Raw genomic sequence first — 16,026 nt, 5'->3', positions numbered from 1 at the left:
CTCCTAAACGTTTTTTGTTTTTTACAAATTATATGTTAGCGCTTACTTGCAAAACCAAAAATCCATTTTTCGAAGTTAGATAGTGTTGTAATCAAAGATTATTACCTTGAACGATAAAAATATCCCCCAAATTATTGGAGGATACTTTTTTTGCGTAATTTAATTTAATTGAACACGTAAATCACCGTTTTTAGAAACTATTACTAAAGCAAGCCCATTGAATAGATTTACTTTATCATTGTCCAGATTCTGATCAATAGGATCACCGTTACCATTGCCTATTATCTTGCCATCAGAAACATCCAAATTGACTGTTTCGTTAGCATTTTCAACAAATTTACCATTATCATCAATGGCTTTTAAGGCAAATAATGTTGTGGTCCCTCCTTCATATACTTTTTGAGGTAAAACTTGTTTAGTCTTACTACTACTGAAACGACTATCCTGAGCTACAATTTCGTCTTTTTGATAAGCAACAACTTTTAGTTCACCAAGTTCATATGGAATTGTCCAATTGGCAGAACAGTCAGTTAAATCTTTTTTGCCATAACTATGATCATTAACGAACAGTTCTACTTTTTCAGTATTACTAAATGCTCTAATTTCTACTTGACCTTGCTTGTCCAGGTTCAATTGATCTTTATTCCAACTAGGCATGACATGAACCATCGGTTTCTTAGTCCAATGTGCCTGATAGTAATAATAATAGTCCTTAGGAAAGCCACATAAATCAGCTATTCCAAATTGTGAACTGATAGCAGGCCAATTAAACGGTGATGGTTCACCATAGTAATCAAAGCCTGTCCATAAGAAGACCCCTCCCATGTATGGATTGTCTTTCAAATAAGACATAACTGTTTCAGGATGAGCCGTACCACCAACTCCGGGATCTTCAGGTTTTCTAACCCCAGGTAATACCATAGAGAAATAGGATCCAAAATTGTTACACTGTCTCTTTTCCCCGTTATCCTTGTAAATGCCTCTTGTAGAGAAGTATGAAGCATTTTCAGTGCTCATCATTGGTAATTTAGGATATTTTTTATGAATCAATTTAGCACCTGAACCCATAACACCGGCTTCAGGATAATTAACACCTAAGACATCGAGATTTTTAACGTAATTTTCATCAATAATACCTTCAGGAGTTAGTAATTCGGCACCAATAATCAAATGTTCATGATCGTATTGTTTAATCGTTCGAGTTAATTTTTGTGCAATACGACTACCTGATGGAGTGTTTCCAATAAGTTCTTCATTAGAAATAGACCAGAAACCAATTGAGGGATGCATTCTATCCCTTAGCACCATCTGTTTTAAATCATTAACACGCCAAGGAGAACTTTCCAACAATCGATTCTCATTGATTAGGATAATACCAAAGTGGTCACACGCATTTAGCAACTCCTCGGAAGCAAAATGATGAGTACTACGCCAAGCATTCACTCCCATATTTTTCATAACTTTAACTTTGTAATTAACAATATCTTGATTCATGGCTGTACCGACACCAGCAAAATCTTGATGTTCACAGATTCCATGTAGTTGATAGCTTTGACCGTTTAAGAAGAAACCATCCGTTGTATAGGAAAAGGTATGAATACCAAAGCTCTTTTGGATTTTATCAGTCTCAATTTCAAAACTGGCACTATAACAATATGGATTTTCAGGAGTCCAAAGCTTGGGATCATTTATCTCAATAGTTTTTTTAAAATCATATTTTTGATAACTAGCAATTTCAACTTCGTTAAATCGAATGACATTTTTATCATCTAACGAAACTGTTGGTATAACTGTTTGAAGTTTATCAGTATCGTTTTTAACAGAAAATTCAATTCCTAAAGTGGCGTTACTGTTATCTAAGCTTTTCGTATAAATGTAGCAGTCATCGCTGACAATTGAAACTAAGGGTCTATGTTCGAGCCAAACCGAACGATAAATCCCAGCACCTTCGTACCACCAGCCTTCAGCACCGGTTGTAGTATCAGCACGAACTAAGATGACATTGTCGCCCTCTTCTCCATAACGAGCCATCTCGGTAATATCAAAAGAAAATGAATTATAGCCACTGTTATTGTGCCCTAGATAGACACCGTTAAGCCAAACATCGGCCATTCTCATTACACCGTCAAAATGCAAAACAGTCTTTGTTCTGTTTAATTCATTAGTAGATAGTTTGAATGTTCTACGATAATAACCGACAGCATCGGGTTTAGATCCGCTCATTAATTTCTCTGGTTGATTAACATATGGAACCTTCCGATTCCAATCATGAGGCAAGTCAATTTTTTTCCAATCGTCGGATAACTTATCTGTTAAATCAGTACCGGCTAAATTCAATAATCCTTGCTCGGCATTCCCTTGAGCAATTAACTTTAAAAAGTGATTGCCACCGGCACTAATTGGCAAACGGGAGCCAGTTTCGTTAGCTAACGGAGCAGTAAGTCCACCAAGAGAGACAGCTTTTTTCGTAGTTTTAAGTGGTTGACGTTCTAATTCACCGTAGTGAAACAACCAATTTTTGTTTAGAAGTTCTTTTCTAGTCATTATTTATCAATCCCTTCATCTAACTCAATCTTAATGTAAAAAGCCCTATGCTATAATGTTTATATACGATTTTTAGCAAACGCTTACTGTAATTTTCCAACTTGGAGGTTTAGATTGATGACTAAAGAAGATTTTCATAACTTAGATACGCCGTCCTCAATTAACGGTCCTGAAATCTCCACAAATTCACCTTTATCAATATTTTATAAACGTAAAACTAATCAAAAAGTCCTTTATACGATGGTACAAAATGGTAAGTTCAATGTTTTTGAAGCTGATGACTATCAAAAAATGCATCGTGACCGTGATTTTGAATTAATGTATGTTTTAAAGGGACAACTTACTAACTATTTAGAGGATCAAGTCTTTACTTATAAAACCGGTGAAGGTTGTTTATTGAATCCACAAATGAGACATACTGAAAAACTTCAAGATGACTGTTTAGTTGCCTTTATCAACTTGTCAGAATCATTGTTGAACCAACTTTTAAATGGAATTGATACTTCAGAAGCCGTTTTTTCTTTCTTACAACATAATTTAAAGGATGAAAATAGTTGGCAAAGAAACTATCTACAGTTTCGTACGCAAACAATAGGTTCAGATAAAACCTTTAGAATAATTCTAGATTCTCTGCAACAGGAAATCACCACTGTTAAAGTAGGCTCAAATTATCTTCAGCAAGGATTAATTTTGAGATTGTTGTCTGAATTACAGGATAAAAACCACTTTCAAGTAACCACTAATCTGTTAGATCATTCAAAGAAAGATTATTTGTTAAATCGAATCGTTCAATTAATTGAGGATAATACGGGTAATATCACTCGTAAAACTTTAGAGGAAGAATTGCATTATAATGCCGAATATCTAAATAGAATTTTAAAAGAGCAAACAAATAAAACCCTAACTTCCTATTCACAAGAAGTCAGGGTTCATAAAGCACAGGAATTATTGACGACTACCGAACTAACCGTACAAATGATAGCCGAAAAATTAGGATTTTCTAGCGAAACTTATTTCTATCATTATTTTAAGAAACATGTTCAGTTGTCACCTAACGTTTATCGCCAACGATTTAGGATTAAATGAAATTAATTTTATAAATAAGGAGCGCAATACGCAAGATTTGGCAATAAAAGAATTATTTGGCTCTTGACCAAAGGTGAAAAAGAAAACTGTTATTACATTTCTCTTTAATTAATACCGTTTTTTTGAATAACTTTTTTATACCAGTAAAAGCTATCCTTCTTTATTCTATTTAAGCTCCCGTTTCCTTCATCGTCCTTATCAACGTAAATTAAACCATAACGCTTTTTCATCTCTCCGGTTGATGCACTGACAATATCAATACATCCCCAAATACAATATCCCATTAATTCTACTCCATCGTCGATGGCTTCACTCATTGCATCAATATGCTTACTCAAATAATCTATTCTGTAATCATCGTGAATCCTTTCATTTTCATCAAGAACGTCTATCGCACCCAAACCGTTTTCGACAATGAATAATGGTTTTTGATAACGATCATACAAGTTATTGAGAGTAATTCTTAATCCGATAGGATCAATTTGCCATCCCCATTCACTACTTTTTATATAAGGGTTCTCTACAGATGAAAAGACATTTCCTTTGGTCTTATTTTTACTCACTTCTTTGTCAGAACTAACACAATGAGTTGAATAATACGATAATGAGACAAAATCAACAGTATTTTTCAATATTTTTTTATCTTCTAATGTTATATTTAAAGAAATATTATTTCTGACAAGATACTGTTTTATATAATTGGGATAATATCCTCGAACTTGAACGTCGCTAAAAAAATACTGTTCACGATTTTTTTGTAAAGCCATTAATATATCCTTAGGATTACATGAGTATGGATATACCTCACCGGCAGCCAACATACAACCTATCTGCATTTTAGGATTAACTTGATGAGCCATCTTAGTGGCTGCGGCTGATGCTACTAATTGGTAGTGAGCTGCCTGATATTTCAATTGAGTAAGATTATCTTTTTTATCATAGCATAATCCTCCACCGACAAAGGGTAAGTTTAATATCATATTCATCTCATTAAATGTAATCCAATATTTAACTTTATTTTTATAACGTTCAAATAATGTTTGACAAAGATTCAAATATGCACCAATCATTTTTCTATCTCTCCAGGCACCATATTTTTTTACCAAGCCAACTGGAGTATCAAAATGGTCAATTGTGACTAATGGTTCTATGTTATTTTCTAAACAGCAATCAATTACACGATCATAAAATTTCAATCCATCTTTGTTAGGAGAACTCTCAGTGCCAATTGGATATATTCGAGACCAAGTTATGGAAAATCTGAATGCTTTTAATCCTAAATTAGCTAATAATTTAATGTCAGTTTCGTAATGTTCATAAAAATTTATTCCCGTATGACTAGGATAATAAAAATTTTCAGAATTATAATTTTTTAAAGCATCCGTACCATTGAGCATAGATTTAAATCTTCTATCACCATATGGTAATAAATCAGCCATGCTTAATCCTTTGCCACCTGAATCAAAACCACCTTCAGCTTGACTTCCAGATATAGCCCCGCCCCACAAAAAGCCTTTAGGAAACATTACATTACCTCCAAGTCATTAAAGAATGGAAGTGAATCATCTTTTTGGATGTCCAATGATTCCACATTTAGAATATTTCTCATTGAAAATCCCTTCATATCTTCTTTGAATTCTGGACTATTCATGTATTCCTCATTCTTTTCTTTTGCATTAACATTTTTTTGGAAAGAAACTAGTGCAAATACTCGGCAAGTGTCGTTTAAAGAATTTTTTTTCTCTTTAAAAACGCCTTCAACTTTAATACCGAATTTTGGTAGGCTGACAATGTGTTTTTGCCAATACTTATTCATATATAGTGAAGCAATTTCATTATCTTTTAATGTATAAATTCTTAATTGAAACATTTTAATTTCATCCTCTCTTAAACGGTTAACACCATTTGTTGTGACGTAACATCAGTATTATATTTAACATCAGTATTAACGTGATCATAGTCATTTGTATTAGTTATGATCAACATAATCGTGGTATCATATCCGGCCTTTTGGACTTCCTTAATATCAAAACTACCTAATTTATCTCCCCTATGAACCTTGGTACCTTTATTGACGTTAGTCTTAAAATATTTACCATTTAATTGAACAGTATCAATTCCAATATGAATTAATAATTCAATTCCACTGTTTGATCTAATTCCGTAAGCATGTTTTGTTGGAAAGACCATAACAATCTCACCATCAACTGGTGAATAGACTTCCCCAGTTTTAGATTCAAAAGCCATGCCCTTACCCATTGCACCGCTTGAGAATGTTACGTCATCCACATCCTTTAAATTTTTAACGAGTCCATCTGTTACAGAACTAATCCTCATATCTTTTTGTTTAACAGCCTTTGGTTTCCAAATCACCATTGTTATACCAAATGAAATAGCAAACGAAATAATCATCCCAATGATAGCATTTAATAAATTTGTTGGAGTTTTTGCAAATAATGCTAAGGCCAATATTCCAGGACTAGCAATTGCTGTAGATGTGACACGCGTCAATCCAATATATAATCCCCCGATGGCTCCTCCAAGGACGGCTCCATATAGTGGTTTTTTTAATTTTAAATTGACACCATATAAAACAGGCTCAGTTATACCTAAAGCTGCAGTTGCTCCGGTAGAGATAGCGGTTCCTCGTAGTACTTTTTCTTTTGATTTGACTGCTACAGCAAAGGCTGCACCAGATTGTGCCAAATTTGATACTAGGCCAGATGGTGTGAAAAATGAATCATATCCGAAACTGGAAATTGATTGAATGGCAATTGGAAACAATGAATAGTGCATGCCCATCATTACAATCAATGGCGAAAATGCACCCATAATTGTTGGAGCTAACCAAGGCGCTGTATTATTTAAGAAGGAGATAAACATTCCTAAATAAATACCAACATATGACCCTATTGGTCCAAGTACTATTAATCCGATCAAACTAGATACAAATATTGACACTACTGGGGTAACAAAAAGACCAATAGTTTTTGGTAGATGTTTATTTAGATACTTTTCAATGTATGATTGGAACCAAACAATCAATAGTATCGGAACAACACTGGATGAATAATTAACATCTTTGATGGGAATACCTGCAAATGACAACGCAGTACCTTTTGTCACTAACTTTATCAAAGTGGGATGAACTAATACTCCAGCTAACACTGCGGAAATATAAGGATTAGTATCCAATTTTTTTGCTGCCGAAAATGCTAGTAAAATCGGTAAAAAATAAAAGCAGGCATCAGCTATCATTGATAATAAAATATATTCAATACTCCGTGTTGGTAAGATGCCTATTACATTAAAAATGGCGATAAATCCCTTTAGTAACCCCGCACCAATAATGGCCGGCAAAATTGGAGTGAAGGCACCCGAAATAAAATCAATTAGTCTGCTCCAAATATTGCTTTTTTTCTTCGAAGTAGATTCTAATTTCGTATTACTACCAGATGGGTTATTATCAGTACTATTAAAATACTTGTATACTTCTGCTACATCAGGGCCAATAATAACTTGTAATTGATTGTTTTGATAAATGACATCAATTACCCCATCAATAGCCTTTAGTTTATCAATATCAACCTTTTTCAAGTCGTTTATATTAATTCTTAATCGAGTTGAACAGTGAGTAATGTGATTAATATTCTGTGCCCCGCCAATGGCATTTTTTACTCTCTCAGAAACTTTTTTATAGTCCATAATTCCTTCCTCTATATACAAATTAGTTTATATATAATTTATAACGTCTTTTGTAAGCGCATACTACCAGCAGTATTCTATGAGGAGTTGGTTAAACAACTATTTATCCAAATAAGTTGTTTTACTCTATATTTTCTACAAGATATAATAGTTATTACAAGGGGGGAATCAATCATTACTGAAGATCTAAGAGTTAAAAAAACAAAAAAAACAATCGAGTATGGATTTCTCGATTGTGTAAAAAAGAATACTTTTTCAAAAATAACTGTTAAAGAATTAACAGATACCATGATGATAAACAAATCAACGTTTTATAAATATTATGATGATAAATACGATTTAAGATCGTATATTCTTGCTAAGGGGTTAACCGACTTTTCTAATTCAATCGATGTCTCTTACTTATATTTTCCACATAGAGAAGTTAATTGCTATGAAGAGAAACTACCATCTGCTATTCAACCTATATTTGATCATCGAAAAGAGTTAATGATCTTATGGTCTAAAAATATGGAAAGCAATGTCTTTGAACAGATGCAGGATATTTATGCAAAAAAATTTTTGATTTCTCTTAAGAAAACTAAACATAAAAATCTTCCTGAATCTTTTCAGATTCTAAACGCCAATTTATTTGCAGCATCGGCCATGCAGATTATTAAATGGTGGTTTGAAATAAGTCCTAATTCAACTAGCAAAGAAATCGCGCATATTATTACTATTTGTATAAAATCTGGTTCATATGATATATTGCAAGATACTAATTAATTTTCCCTTACAAAAAAATAAGCTCAAAATAAATTTATTTTGAGCTTATTTTGTGTATGAAAAACAAATATTTTAACTATTTACTGTTTCAGTAGAAAGGAAGCGTGGATTAGGTGTAACACTAAATGATTTGGCAAGATCTCTCAAATCATCGTCGGTAATACTTTGAAGAATATTACCACCTTGGCTTTGAATGGCTGTATAGATCATACATGCTTTCTCGACTGTTTCAATCAATCCATATGTCTCATCCATACTATCACCACAAGCAAAGATACCATGGTGTGGCCACATAACAACTCTAAATTCATTCATCTTATCAGCTGTGGCCTGACCAATTTCATTAGTACCTGGTGTCATATAAGGAATAATTCCTACTCCTTCAGGGAAGACAACTAGAGATTCAGCTTGCATCTTCCATAATAAACGACTAACGCTACCTTCATCCAATTCATGTGTAAATGAAAGTGCAACCCAGTCTGTTGGGTGACAGTGCATTACAACTCGTTGATTAGAATCGATTTTTTGACGTGAAATGTGTGTCATTAGATGAGCTGGGAATTCACTTGTTGGTTGGCCGCCATCATTGAAGCCCCAAAGTAAGTCAACAGAGTTTCCTTCTTCTGTGATTCTTACCAGACCCGTATCGCGGTCAGGATAATTATGAACATTCTTGAAATAACGTCCTGTTCCTGTAACTAAGAAGTATTGTCCTGCCAAAGCACTGGCGTCAAATTTGATAGGAATATTTCTAATAACAGCCTTTAAATCATCAAACTGATCAACTTCTTCTTGGGTTAAACGAAGGCTGACATTACCACCGTTTCTTTCATCCCAGCCATGTTGATATAAACCATTAGTGATTTCACACATTTTTTTTACAAATTTAGAATCGATAAATTTCATAATAGATAACGACCTTTTCCATTAAATTTTTAATTGAGTTTAGTTACGCTTGAATTGAACATCTTTTTCATATTGATGAATATTTTGAAGCCAGTCAGTACCAACAGGAACATTATTTTGAAGACAGAATTCATCCCAAACAGCACCAAATGGATATGATTTTAATTCTTCGGTTTCAGCTAATCTGGTTGTAAAGTCGAAGTTCAATTCGGCTTTCTTCAATTGATCGATAGGTTCAAGCATAGCTTGAAGGATGGCCTTTTGAGTAGCGCGTGCACCAATGACCCATGCGGCAACACGATTAATAGTAGCATCGAAGAAATCGAGTCCAATATTTGTCTTGCTTAATTTATTGTCACGAACTAAGGAACGAGCAATACGAACTAAGGATTCGTCAAAGATAACAACGTGATCACTATCCCAACGAACTGGACGCGAAACGTGAAGCATTAAACCTTTACCGAATGGTAAGAAGGCTGAGAATTTATCTGAGACATCTTCTGTTGGGTGCCAGTGTCCAGCATCAATTGTCCATAATTTATTTCTACTGATAGCATAATTGTTATAGAACAAGTGTGATCCTACAGTATATGACTCGATTCCGGTACCGAACAACTTACCTTCAAATGCCTCAATAGTATTCTTTTCGTCATACTTCTTCTCGATAATTTGATCCAAGGAGTCCATTAAACGTAGACGAGGTGTAGCTTTATCAATTGGATTGTCTTTAAAACCATCTGGGATCCAGAAGTTATTGATTGATTGTTGACCTAATTCTTTACCAAAGTAGTTTGAAATTTCACGACTGATCTTACCGTGTTGAATCCAGAAATCACGAACATTTTTATCAGGACTTGCTAAAGTAAAATTATCTTTGACCATTGAATGTGAGAAGAAGGTTCCGTTCATATCCAAGCCAACTTTCTCTTTTTTAGCCCAATCAACCCAATAACTGAAATCTTCTGGTCCTAAATCATTAAGATCCTTTTTCTTATCTGTAACGGCATAAATGGCATGAAGTTGAACTTTGTGGTTACCAGGAATCAATGACAAAGCTTCACTTAAGTCACTAGTTAATTCGTCAGGAGTTCTAGCAATACCAGGATAGTTACCACTGACACCAATTCCTCCGGTTAATTCTTGATTAGGAAAGAGAAATCCATGAATGTCATCCCCTTGCCAACAGTGAACTGACAATTTGACTTTTTTAAGTTCTTTAAGAACCTTATCTGTATCAACACCAACTGCGGCGTAACGTTCTTTTGCTTCTTGATATGAGTTTTCAACATTTTCTGAACTGATCATTTTGTATCCTTCTTTCTAATTATTTACTTTAATTTTTCCTTTTAAGAAATTCTGGTAGTCTTTTAGAACTCCGCCATATTTATTAATTTCGGGTTTATATTCAGAAATCTGATATGTATTCCGAATAATTTCTCGAGCATCAGCAATGTTATTTATTTCATCTTCAGTAATCATTTGAACTACTAAATTACCAATTGCCGTAGCTTCGCTAGGTCCTGCAAATACAGGAATATCGGCCAAAGTACTTGTTAATTGATTCAACAATTTAACGTTGGAGCCACCTCCGACAATATTTAAAGCGTCCAATTTATAACCTAAAATATTATTGAGATTTTCTAACTCGTTAGCATAATACAAGGCTAATTTGGAATAAATTGCCATGGAAATTTCTCCAGGGGTTTGCGGTACCTTTTGATCCGTTCGAGTACAATAATCTTGAATGGCCTGAATCATATTATCTGGATTAATAAATGACTCATCATTAACATCAATAAACTGTGCAAATGGTTTTTCGTGACCAGCTAACTCTGCTAATTGTGCAAAGCTATACTTGTCATTCAAATTATGTTTAACATTTTGAATCATCCAAAGTCCCATAATATTTTTCAAGAAACGGTAAGTACCATATGCTCCCCACTCATTGGTGTAATTACTTTCAAAAGCTAAATCGCCAATTTCTGGCACGTTCAATTCGGTTCCTAAAAGTGACCAAGTACCTGAACTTAGAAAAGCCCAACGATCACCAATACCAGGTGTGCCAAGTACTGCCGAAGCTGTATCATGAGTAGCAACGGTAATAACTTCTGTTTCCGGAATATCGTATTTGGTATGCCAGACGTGTCTGATATTCCCTAAAACGGTTCCCGATTCGACTAGCCTTGGGAATTGATTTTGATCGACGTGAACTTTCTTCAGTAAATCCTTATCAAATAGTCCTTCACGCAGATTCAACATTTGCGTTGTTGAAGCATTAGTAACTTCAGTCACAGCGTTACCTGTCAAAACATAACCGATATAATCTGGAATCATCATGATCTTATCGGTATTTTTCAATTCATCTTTATTCTCGGTATAGAGTTGATAAAGGGTATTAAAATCGAGAAATTGAATTCCTGTTTTCTTATAAATTAGAGATCTAGGTACATCGGTTGTTAGTTCTTCTAGAGCATTTTTAGTTCTAGAATCGCGATAACTAATCGGATTTTGAATCTTTATGCCGTCCATACCTACTAGAACATAATCAACAGCCCAGGTATCAATGCCAAGGACAATATCGTCGTATCCTAACGCTTTAACTTTTTCCAATCCTTTGAAAATTTCATCGATGATTTGTTCAATTTCCCAACAATCATGACCGTTCTCTTTTTCAAAGCCATTATTGAATCGGTGAATCTCTTTCAAATTCAACTTTTGATCATTAATTTGACTCAACATCAAACGACCACTGGAAGCACCGATATCAACTGCAACGTATGTTTTTGACATTATCTACGCCTCCCTTTTTTATTTTCTATTATTTCAGTAAGATTAATTAACATAACAAAATGTGATATATTTAAACTAAATTTTGTATCTCTTTAAGTACCGGTATCAACATTTCATAAGTTAATATAACCGCTTACAAAGATGTAAACAATGTCATCTATACATTCATTTAGTAACATATTTACAGGAGGATGATAAAATGGATCCTAGAGTCTTAGCACGTTTAAGACAATATGAATTGATTGAAATTGAACAAAAAAAGACAAACCATCACGTGGATGATTTGCCGAATAATGCTGTTAATAAACAGGAGAAACAAGGACAGATTTTAAATGACTATTTCTTTCGTAATCGGGATGTCTATATTAGTAAGCACAGTCGTTTTGCTGATTATCCAGAACATTCGCATCAATTTCTAGAGATGAACTATATGCTCAGTGGCACCTGTAATCAAGTTGTAGATGGACAACCAGTACATATGAATCAAGGGGATTTACTACTGATCGATGTAGGATGTCCGCATTCCATTAAACGCCTCGGAGAAAACGATATTCTGATCAATTTACTCTTTAGAGACAAGAATATCAGTATTAATTTCTTAAATGATATGAGTCGAACTAAATCAGTGCTTTACGAGTTTTTAATCAATCGTGCTGCCGGTGAAAATAACTCAATCAAGTATTTATTATTTGGAAAAAATGTAGATAACGATATCAATAAAACAATGGAGGATATTATTACTGAATACTATTCTAAGAGAGAATTCTCCAATGCAATTATCAAATCTTATTTATCGATTCTATTGGCTAAGTTAGTCCGTCACTATCATGTCTCCCCTACTTCCAAAGATCCCCAGCAACAAATAATCATTAAAATTCTGAAAGATATCTCAGAAGACTTCAAAACTTTGAATTTAACAAAATTAGCTAAAAAATATGGCTACAATAAGAACTATTTGAGCAACTTTATCAAAAAAGAAACTGGTGATACTTTCAGTTCATTAATTATGAAGCAGCGCTTGATTAATGCTCATACTTTGATAACTTCCACCACTATGCCAATATCAGATATCATTGACTCGATTGGTATGAAGAATCGAACCGATTTTTATAAAAAATATCGAGATTACTATCATAATAATCCTGGTTCTGAACGACAATAAAAATCCACCATAAAACTACGAATTATCCCGTAGTCTTATGGTGGATTTTTATTTATTCTATTAATGAATATTTTTTACGGTATTGATTAGGGGACATTCCCACTTGAAATTTGAAATTTCGATAGAACGTTTTATTACTAGAGAAACCAGATTTCACCAAAATATCACTGATAGAAGCATCAGTATTAATTATTTCCCATTTGGATTTATCTATCCGGTAATTATTTAAAAACTCAATGAATGTCTGTCCAACATTTTTCTTAAAAAATCTTGAGAAATAATATGGACTAAATCCAGCTTTTCCTGCGACATCTTGTAAGGATATATGATATTGATAGTTTGACTCTACATAAGTAAACACTTTATTCAAAGTCTCCAGAATCTCTTTACTCTTTAAATTGACATCAATATCCTTAACGTCTTTTGTAGTTGGCAATTGTCTAACCATTATAGAAATTAAATGATACATCAAACTAATGATAATAAAATTCATATCCGTTTGAGTGTTGTCTTCTTCTTCGACGATTTTTAGAAGAATATCACTCATTTCTTTTCTAATAGAATCATCCCACAAGGTACTAACCTGTGAAACTGCATTTAACTTTGTTAGTAAATCAGAATCTTTAATCATCGATTCATTAAAAAGGTTCATATCGAATTGATAAACAAATCGATTAGAATCAGGTGTAGCAACAATATAGTGAATGTCGCCGCTTTTAAAGAAGGCAATGCCATTATCTTTTAACTGATACTGCTTATCATTTATACCTAAATTAAGTTTTCCTTTTGTTAGCAAGATTAGTTCATATTCACGGTGCCAATGAGGAGTGGTTAAGATATCACCTCTGTTTTTAATAAACTTAAATCCTAATTTAGGATCAATCTTAGGCATTTCCAAATAAATTGCCAAGCAATCTCCTCCTATGCTACTTCTTTACAGTCGATTTAACACCATTAATCATAACATTGACAGGATCTCCGGAAATAATCTTTACTTGAACGTCGTCTTGAGAGTAATCAATGTTAAGTAATCGTCCCTTATATTGAATACGAATACTCATTTTATCCCAAGCGTTAGGTAAATTATTTTGAATATAAAGCATATTATTTTTGATTTGAACTCCACCGAAACCAGCCACGATAGCAATCCAACTACCACCTAAATTGGCAATGTGTAAGCCATCATTAGTATTACCTTGGAGATCAATTAAATCTGTTTTAGCAGTATCTAAGAAATATGAATAAGCTTTTTCCTTTAAACCTAATCTAGCTGCCAAAGCACTAAAAATTGAACGTGAAAGTGATGAATCATGTGTCGTAATACGTTCATAATAATCAAATTCCTTAATTAATTGTTCTTTGGAAATATCATCGAATAAAAAGTCTGCAAACAAAGTATCTGCTTGTTTATTAACTTGATATCTATACAGAGTTAAGGGATGGTAATGTAACAACAATGGATAATTTTGTTTAGGGGTATCTTCAAAAGGCCAAATAGGTTTCTTAAAGTATGAGTCGTCCTGTTCATTAATACCCTTTTGGGCATCAAAAGGTAAATAAATTGCGTCACGAATGGTTGTAAATTCATTTAATTCATCTGTATCCACGCCCAACCGTTTTGCTTCTTCAGGAAAATCGGTAATAAGCTTAACTGCAAAAGCAAGATTGAACTTTGCCATACGGTTTGTGTAGTAATTATTATTGACAATAGCGGAATATTCATCTGGACCAGTAACATCAAAGAAACAAAATTTCTGTTGGTTATTTATTTCAGAAAAACTACCAAAATTAACCCAGAATCTAGCCGTTTCCAATACTATTTCTAATCCGTAATCTTTAATTAATCGTTCATCCCCAGTCACATCGAAATAACGATAAATAGAGTATGCAATATCCGCATCAATATGATATTGAGCCGTACTTGCAGGATAATACGCACTAGCTTCTTTACCATTGATAGTTCTCCAACTATATAGAGCTCCATCTTTTACACCTAAGGTTTGAGCACGCTTTTTAGCCTCGGGTAAAATACTATAGCGATACTTTATTAAATTAGCTGCAATACTGGGATTTGTATAAGCAAAAAATGGTGCCATGTACATTTCCGTATCCCAGAAGTAATGTCCTTCATAACCAACTCCCGAAAGCCCTTTAGCGGAAATATTGGTTTTTCCATTTCTACCAGCAGATGACTCAAGTTGATAAAGATTGAAATGAATGGCCCGATTTAGATCATCATCTCCATAAATTTTTACTTCACTTTGATTCCAAAACTTTCCCCAAAAGGAAATTGATTCCTCTTTTATATCTTCAAAGGATGGAGAGTTAGTAAGAGAAATAGCTTCATTAATATCACCAACCACAGCGATTACATCGAATACTATTGGATCACTGTTTAGAGATAATGTTTGATTCAAATCTACATTCGAATACAAGCCCATTTCAAGAGATAAATTACTATTATCAGTAGTTACCTTTAAAGCTTTTTGCTTTTTTGAGTTCAAAACATAATCATATTTTAAAGTTTTAATACCTCTGGATTTTCGTGGGTCGTCGCTATTCTGGGTTGTTTCACTTAATTCAAAATCTTTTATTAATTTGATATTTCCCGCGTAGCCGTCACTAGAAATTTCGTAACGTAATCCAATAAATTGGTTTTTGTCTTGATTAATAACACTAGTTAAAACTAGTCGTATAGATTCGCCCTTATCATTAGATACTTTATAAAACGAATGCAATATTCCCCGTGACATATCCAATGACATATCTAGTAATTGAGAGTGTATAAACCTATTGCCATTTTCATCATAAATAATTATCTGTCGTAAATCAGGTAATTTAACTATGGTCTGATTTTTTTCGGCATATCCGTATGCTTTTTCACCGTATATAATATTAGACTCTTCATAAAATCCATTAACAATGGTTCCTGCATTACCAGATGGACTAATTGGATCACTTGCTCTTATTCCTACGTGTCCGTTGGCAATAGAAAAAATTGATTCTAAGTATTCTGGTTGAGTCGATTTTAAATCATCCAACTTAAGTATTTTTGATAATTTAATCAT

12 protein-coding genes are annotated in these 16,026 nt (G+C 33.6%); 3 read left to right on the top strand and 9 right to left on the bottom strand.

Features of this window, described 5'->3' with window-relative positions; genetic code table 11:
* Positions 1-159: 159 nt before the first annotated feature.
* Positions 160-2,544, bottom strand: coding sequence for a glycoside hydrolase family 2 TIM barrel-domain containing protein (locus LKACC16343_RS01210; RefSeq protein ID WP_056952555.1), 2,385 nt, complete (start codon positions 2,542-2,544; stop codon positions 160-162).
* Between the two features lie 117 nt (positions 2,545-2,661).
* Between LKACC16343_RS01210 and LKACC16343_RS01205 the strand changes: the two genes are divergently transcribed.
* Positions 2,662-3,630: an AraC family transcriptional regulator gene (locus tag LKACC16343_RS01205; protein WP_056952557.1), complete on the top strand. Its 969-nt coding sequence runs from the start codon at positions 2,662-2,664 to the stop codon at positions 3,628-3,630.
* A gap of 104 nt (positions 3,631-3,734) precedes the next feature.
* On the opposite strand, the gene LKACC16343_RS01200 is transcribed toward LKACC16343_RS01205, so the two are convergent.
* From LKACC16343_RS01200 to LKACC16343_RS01190, 3 genes are read right to left on the bottom strand one after another with little or no spacing between them, the layout of a single operon-like run.
* Positions 3,735-5,156 carry a 6-phospho-beta-glucosidase gene (locus LKACC16343_RS01200; RefSeq protein ID WP_056952558.1) on the bottom strand — a complete coding sequence of 474 codons (1,422 nt, stop codon included), beginning with the start codon at positions 5,154-5,156 and terminating at the stop codon, positions 3,735-3,737.
* Positions 5,156-5,500: a hypothetical protein gene (locus tag LKACC16343_RS01195; protein ID WP_056952560.1), complete on the bottom strand. Its 345-nt coding sequence runs from the start codon at positions 5,498-5,500 to the stop codon at positions 5,156-5,158. Before LKACC16343_RS01195 ends, LKACC16343_RS01200 begins: the two co-directional genes overlap by 1 nt.
* 17 nt (positions 5,501-5,517) lie before the next feature.
* Positions 5,518-7,335: a beta-glucoside-specific PTS transporter subunit IIABC gene (locus LKACC16343_RS01190; protein WP_056952562.1), complete on the bottom strand. Its 1,818-nt coding sequence runs from the start codon at positions 7,333-7,335 to the stop codon at positions 5,518-5,520.
* 87 nt (positions 7,336-7,422) lie between these two features.
* Here LKACC16343_RS01190 and LKACC16343_RS01185 point away from each other — a divergent pair, with 87 nt between their 5' ends.
* A complete protein-coding gene (locus LKACC16343_RS01185) occupies positions 7,423-8,100 on the top strand; it encodes a TetR/AcrR family transcriptional regulator (protein ID WP_056952564.1) in 678 nt (225 codons plus the stop codon).
* Positions 8,101-8,172: 72 nt separating this feature from the next.
* Here the strand turns inward: LKACC16343_RS01185 and rhaD are convergent, their stop codons facing one another.
* Genes rhaD through rhaB form a run of 3 tightly spaced genes read right to left on the bottom strand, consistent with a single transcriptional unit; the run spans position 8,173 to position 11,796 of the window.
* On the bottom strand, positions 8,173-9,006 hold the full coding sequence (gene rhaD / locus LKACC16343_RS01180; protein WP_056952566.1) for a rhamnulose-1-phosphate aldolase: 834 nt from the start codon (positions 9,004-9,006) through the stop codon (positions 8,173-8,175).
* Between the two features lie 39 nt (positions 9,007-9,045).
* Positions 9,046-10,311 (bottom strand): L-rhamnose isomerase, encoded by a 1,266-nt coding sequence (locus LKACC16343_RS01175; RefSeq protein ID WP_056952568.1) that lies wholly within the window; start codon positions 10,309-10,311, stop codon positions 9,046-9,048.
* 15 nt (positions 10,312-10,326) lie between these two features.
* Complete coding sequence (gene rhaB / locus LKACC16343_RS01170; protein ID WP_056952570.1) at positions 10,327-11,796, bottom strand: rhamnulokinase; 1,470 nt, start codon at positions 11,794-11,796, stop codon at positions 10,327-10,329.
* A gap of 199 nt (positions 11,797-11,995) precedes the next feature.
* On the opposite strand from rhaB, the gene LKACC16343_RS01165 reads away from it, so the two are divergent.
* On the top strand, positions 11,996-12,958 hold the full coding sequence (locus LKACC16343_RS01165) for a helix-turn-helix domain-containing protein (RefSeq protein WP_056952572.1): 963 nt from the start codon (positions 11,996-11,998) through the stop codon (positions 12,956-12,958).
* 52 nt (positions 12,959-13,010) lie between these two features.
* Here the strand turns inward: LKACC16343_RS01165 and LKACC16343_RS01160 are convergent, their stop codons facing one another.
* Positions 13,011-13,868, bottom strand: a complete 858-nt coding sequence (locus tag LKACC16343_RS01160; protein WP_056952574.1) for an AraC family transcriptional regulator — start codon at positions 13,866-13,868, stop codon at positions 13,011-13,013.
* A 16-nt stretch (positions 13,869-13,884) separates the two neighbouring features.
* Positions 13,885-16,026: a glycoside hydrolase family 65 protein gene (locus LKACC16343_RS01155; RefSeq protein ID WP_056952576.1), complete on the bottom strand. Its 2,142-nt coding sequence runs from the start codon at positions 16,024-16,026 to the stop codon at positions 13,885-13,887.

The sequence above is a fragment of the Companilactobacillus bobalius genome, from assembly GCF_002179915.1.
Taxonomy (GTDB): Bacteria; Bacillota; Bacilli; order Lactobacillales; family Lactobacillaceae; genus Companilactobacillus; species Companilactobacillus bobalius.
The sequence above is the reverse complement of the archived record's forward strand: the minus strand, read 5'-3'. Positions and strand labels throughout refer to the sequence as shown.

Excerpts from the sequence above, each read along its gene's own strand:
- LKACC16343_RS01205 (WP_056952557.1), top strand. The coding sequence starts at position 2,662 with ATGACTAAAGAAGATTTTCATAACTTAGATACGCCGTCCTCAATTAAC.
- LKACC16343_RS01175 (WP_056952568.1), bottom strand. The coding sequence starts at position 10,311 with ATGATCAGTTCAGAAAATGTTGAAAACTCATATCAAGAAGCAAAAGAA.
- LKACC16343_RS01195 (WP_056952560.1), bottom strand. The coding sequence starts at position 5,500 with ATGTTTCAATTAAGAATTTATACATTAAAAGATAATGAAATTGCTTCA.
- LKACC16343_RS01210 (WP_056952555.1), bottom strand. The coding sequence starts at position 2,544 with ATGACTAGAAAAGAACTTCTAAACAAAAATTGGTTGTTTCACTACGGT.
- rhaD (WP_056952566.1), bottom strand. The coding sequence starts at position 9,006 with ATGAAATTTATCGATTCTAAATTTGTAAAAAAAATGTGTGAAATCACT.
- rhaB (WP_056952570.1), bottom strand. The coding sequence starts at position 11,796 with ATGTCAAAAACATACGTTGCAGTTGATATCGGTGCTTCCAGTGGTCGT.
- LKACC16343_RS01200 (WP_056952558.1), bottom strand. The coding sequence starts at position 5,156 with ATGTTTCCTAAAGGCTTTTTGTGGGGCGGGGCTATATCTGGAAGTCAA.
- LKACC16343_RS01165 (WP_056952572.1), top strand. The coding sequence starts at position 11,996 with ATGGATCCTAGAGTCTTAGCACGTTTAAGACAATATGAATTGATTGAA.
- LKACC16343_RS01190 (WP_056952562.1), bottom strand. The coding sequence starts at position 7,335 with ATGGACTATAAAAAAGTTTCTGAGAGAGTAAAAAATGCCATTGGCGGG.
- LKACC16343_RS01155 (WP_056952576.1), bottom strand. The coding sequence starts at position 16,026 with ATGATTAAATTATCAAAAATACTTAAGTTGGATGATTTAAAATCGACT.